This window comes from Caldisphaera sp. (assembly GCF_046536515.1).
In the GTDB taxonomy this organism is placed as follows: domain Archaea; phylum Thermoproteota; class Thermoprotei_A; order Sulfolobales; family Acidilobaceae; genus Caldisphaera.
Map to the genome: position 1 here is coordinate 1 of NZ_JAWDMQ010000079.1, position 4,509 is coordinate 4,509.

General features: G+C 38.3%; 2 protein-coding genes and 1 tRNA gene. All 3 read left to right on the forward strand.

Going from position 1 to position 4,509, the window contains the following annotated elements:
* Window positions 1–12: 12 nt before the first annotated feature.
* Window positions 13–87 (forward strand) — tRNA-Glu (locus RXO53_RS07785).
* Between the two features lie 423 nt (window positions 88–510).
* Window positions 511–2,319 carry an AAA family ATPase gene (locus RXO53_RS07790; RefSeq protein WP_410713658.1) on the forward strand — a complete coding sequence of 603 codons (1,809 nt, stop codon included), beginning with the start codon at window positions 511–513 and terminating at the stop codon, window positions 2,317–2,319.
* Window positions 2,320–3,675, forward strand: a complete 1,356-nt coding sequence (locus RXO53_RS07795; protein WP_410713659.1) for a hypothetical protein — start codon at window positions 2,320–2,322, stop codon at window positions 3,673–3,675.
* The last annotated feature ends 834 nt before the right edge of the window (window positions 3,676–4,509 follow it).

The window sequence follows — 4,509 nt, forward strand, 5'->3', positions numbered from 1 at the left end:
TTTCTGGATGGTGCCGCGGTAGTATAGCCCGGCCCAGTATGCGGGCCTTTCGAGCCCGTGACCCGGGTTCAAATCCCGGCCGCGGCATATGCCTGCGAGGCATAGCGGCACCATTTTTAATATAAAATTAAGAAAAACAAAGTTGAATTATACTAAAAATTTTGCAATAAGAAATACCTATGAGCAATTTTTCCTTATTTATTATATCTAGTACTACAATAGTACATCTTCTTAAGTTTCATATAAGGACATCAAATCATTGCAGGTAGTTGAGATAAATATTACTACCTATATTAAGGCATTCGTTCTTGCTTTCATGCACCGTTATGCCGAGAGGCAAGCAAATTTTGCGTTAAATTGATAGTCTTTTCATTTAAAGTATGATTAGTCTTATTGAAGGTTTTTTGTTAATTTGGTGGACAACTAGGTTGCTCTTGACTTGTATGCTATGGTTTTTAGGTTAACGTAAAAGCTAAAATTGTTGAATTGGTTATAAAGATTGGTGAGATTTTGGATTTAATACAGTCTAATCAATCTAATTATGAAAACTGGTTTGTTTATAGAGACCCTTTCAATGGTTTTGAAGATCTAAAAGAAGTAATAAATTGGCTAAAAAATTATGGTAATGGGCCGCTACCCTATGTATGTGTCTTTCCAGGACTGCCAGAGCATTGGTACTGGTCGCTGAAGTACTCTCTTGAGGGCGAGCCTGGTTATGTTTTGTGGGGTGACAAAGCTGCTAAGAATAAAGGACATTTGGATGAGTATTTGTCATTTCCTTTCAAAAACTTAGTGCAAAGTTATGAAGAGAGCCATTTCACATTTAAAAATAATGCTATTGAGGACTTAAAAAAGAACAAAAGTGAAGTAATACCTCTCATAGGTCTCTTTTATGCTACTCATATCTCACAATACCTTGGCTTCGGACTAATTACGGACATTACGCTTGATGCCTATAGAAATTTCAAGGGTTGGAGTGAAAATGAAGGTGCATGGATTCTGAGGTGGAAAATGAGGGTGTTATGGCTTGATTATGAAGTTATTGAACTTTTAGTTAATAAAAATAAAATTAATGATCCTAAAGACTTTGTGGACTCCCTGAAAAACAAACGGCTAAAGTTAACAGAAGATATAGAGAAGTCAAATAAATTACCTTTTCAAAGTAACAAATGCTTAAAAAAAGAGGACCTTCAGAAGAATTTATGGGATATTCTATTTAAAATAATTAATGACGATAATGAGGTTAATAAGGTAATCGAACTCTATAGACCTAAAGTAGCTCAATTACCTTCTGCTACGATACAAGCGTTATCCTCATATGAGTGCACTCCGAAGCCCTTAAGTAATGAATTATATAAAAAAGCCATTAATGATATTAAGAAAGAGCTTTATATTAATAGCTCGCTAGATAGCAAGTTAGCGGTAGCCGTATCTCTTGGCAATGTGCTTTTTGTTGGCCCGCCAGGAGTAGGGAAGACCAGCATAGCCAGAAATTTCTCAAAATCTCTTACTGGTTGTGAGCCAATAGTTGAAGTTGCCAATGCCCTCTGGTTCAGGAGAGATGTGATAGGTGGTGAGACTTTAGAAAATGGTACCGTTAGGTGGAGGTCGGGATTCATAATAAGATCCTATAATAGAGCTGCAGAAGCATTGGAGAAACTGGGCAATGAAGACTTTCTAGTTTTTCTCATAATCGATGAGCTTAACAGAGCTGATGTTGACAAAGCATTTGGCGACTTCTTTGCTATGTTTCCTTCACCTCACCCTGAAGACTGGCATATCCCTGAGACCTTAGTAGAAGAAATTAGGTCATATGATGACAAAATTGATGCTGAAGCAAAGAAATTCCTGGAATACTATGGGAAGCACAATAACAACCCTCTAAAACATCTAAGAGTGATCGCTACTATGAACTTAGTTGATATTAGGAACCTCTTTATGGTAGGTGAGGCCCTTACGAGGAGATTTAGTGTAGTAGAAATTCCGTGCCCTGATGATGACGGATATGTGGATTTTCTTATAGAAAGGCTTAGCAAAGAACATAAAGAAGTCGTAAATAGTGCCAAGGAAACTATAAAGAAAGTCATAGATTGTGCTCGCAATAAACTTAAATGCATCCCGCCTAGTGCTGTTAAGGGAGCCATAGAGCTCTTAGCAAGAAGTAACATCCTTGGTTTCTTAGAAAATGATAACACAGAAAAAGTTGGGGAAGCATTTCGTGACTACCTCTTATCCTCGATGGGTCTACTTATTGACAAGGATAAGGAGTCCTTTATCAGTTTGCTGAACAATTGCCTTAAGCAAGAGGGTAAGGTATAATTGAGGGCCTTAAGCAAGAGAATAAGGTACATGGCAAGGCTTGTGGTCAAGAGATATCTTGAGGACTTTTCTGAAAGCTCTGAATCAATACTTGAGAAAATGCTCAGGTCAGCCAAAGAAGTTTATGATGTCGATGAACTTACTAGAGATTACTTAGTAACTTGGCTAGCCAGAGTTGTAGCTGAGGACTTAAGAAGTGCTGTCGAGGATGCAGAGAGGGATAGGTTACTCTACAGACAATTCCAGGTAGTTTATGACAATGCATCTTGGGGACCAGTTAATATAGCTAAAACCATAACAGTTTACTCTGCCGGTCTTCAGGCCTCTATGACATACGTCCCATCCTTTAGTTCGCCTGAACTCCTCTTCCTTTTGGAGCTAGTTAATATTTCACTTGAGAAGCTTAATGAAATCTACAATACGGTGGATACCATGGCAACTAAAGGAAATGGACCTTTGAACAAGGAAATAAGAGTGACATTAAAGGGGTTGAAGAAAGCTGTTGAGGAGTTGAAATCTATTAAAGAGTTTGCAGGTCTGGAAGGGAAACTTCACAGGTTCTCTATTCCCTTGAGCGAGGCTGAGCTCGATGCTGAGTGGGAAAAGTTTAGATCTTATGCACCTGAATGGTTAAATAAGGCATGGAATGCCTACAATTTACTAAGACATCTAAAGGATTTACATATTACACCGCGCTCTGCTAAGTCTGAGAAAACTCTCCTGCTCTTGTTGGCCTGGAGACTTTATGAGCTCTACGTGACTGAACTGTTGATTGATACCCTGAGAGATCTAGGTTATATTATAGATAGAAAAAGTGAAAACACAATGGTATCAGGAAATCTGGAAATATTGCTCAACAAACAGCTTGATAATTCAAGGCTTCTTAGTGCAGATAGCAACGAGGAAGCAGCAAAGATGGCCAGAGGAAGGCCTGACATAAGCTTAAGGGATGGAGACAGATTGCTTATTGTGGAGTGCAAGTTTTCCAGTAGCCCTACTTACTTAACTGCTGGTAGATTTAAGGCAATGGCTTATCTTTATGAATACAGGGGTAATATAGCGGTTCTCGCTTTCCCTGAGCTTAACGAGAATTTGTTTTATGATGAGGAGGATAAAGGCACAGCTCGCTTATGGGATCTCATAATGAATGACAATGGAACAGTGAAGCTCAGGTTGAGTGATGGCACTGCCCAAGAATTGTACCTAATAAAGATAGATCCTGCTGAAGGAAGCAATCCATGGGAGGCTTGGGAAAATGCTAAAAAGAGAATTAAAATTGTTCTAGAGAATTTCCTGAATCCTAAACCATCGTCACCCTCTCAAGTTCCTATAATAGCCTCATTAACACATTTTTAGCTTTCATATAACCTATCAGGTCTTCTTAATATATTAATGTAAATAGCTGTTAGCATGCTTATTGATCAATTATTAATTCTATCTGGATTAAAGTATCTCCTTCTATGATCTTACACTTAATGTTAAAAGAGCTGAAGCCAATATTCAGAAAATAGATAGTAAAGTCGCTAAAAAGATTATCTATTGGTGTTGATTATTTTTGGAATTACGCTTGGAAGATGATGGAGAGGAGATATAAAGGCACTGGCGGGAATGTGATGCCAGAGCTGAAGAAGTAAAGATAGCATAGATTGCAAAAAAGCAGAAATAAGAAGGAGAGTTCAAAGGTGTTGCCGCTTATGAAATGGTTTTAACAAGGCAGTGAGCTCAACAAGAGCACACCAGCCAATAAACCTTTGTTAAGGATCGCACGAAGAGACCTTCTATAGCAAAGACTTTGAATGCACTGGTGACGATAACCCTTAGTGGCACCTTTTCTACACAAATTTGTGTAGAAAAGTGTTGTTCAAGGGCACTGCCACAAGGATTTGTGTAAAGCCTGTGTGAGTGCTCATGCCGTTTCTATGAGTGTATATCTATATATAGTAAAAAGGTTAGGAAAGGATAGTTTTTTAACCCATGAGTGGTATGGACAGTGGCATGAGTCTAACCTTATGGTATCATGCGAGTGCCCTTGGGTTCATGAAAAGGGAACATTATTTCCTATTAACTGTCAAACTTTTGACACTTTGACACCTATATATAATAAAAGCCTTAGAAATTGCCCCAAAATCTGCGGGAGGATATTGCTTTTTTAAATCGAGTGTCAAATTGACACTTGCCAAGTGGCAAACT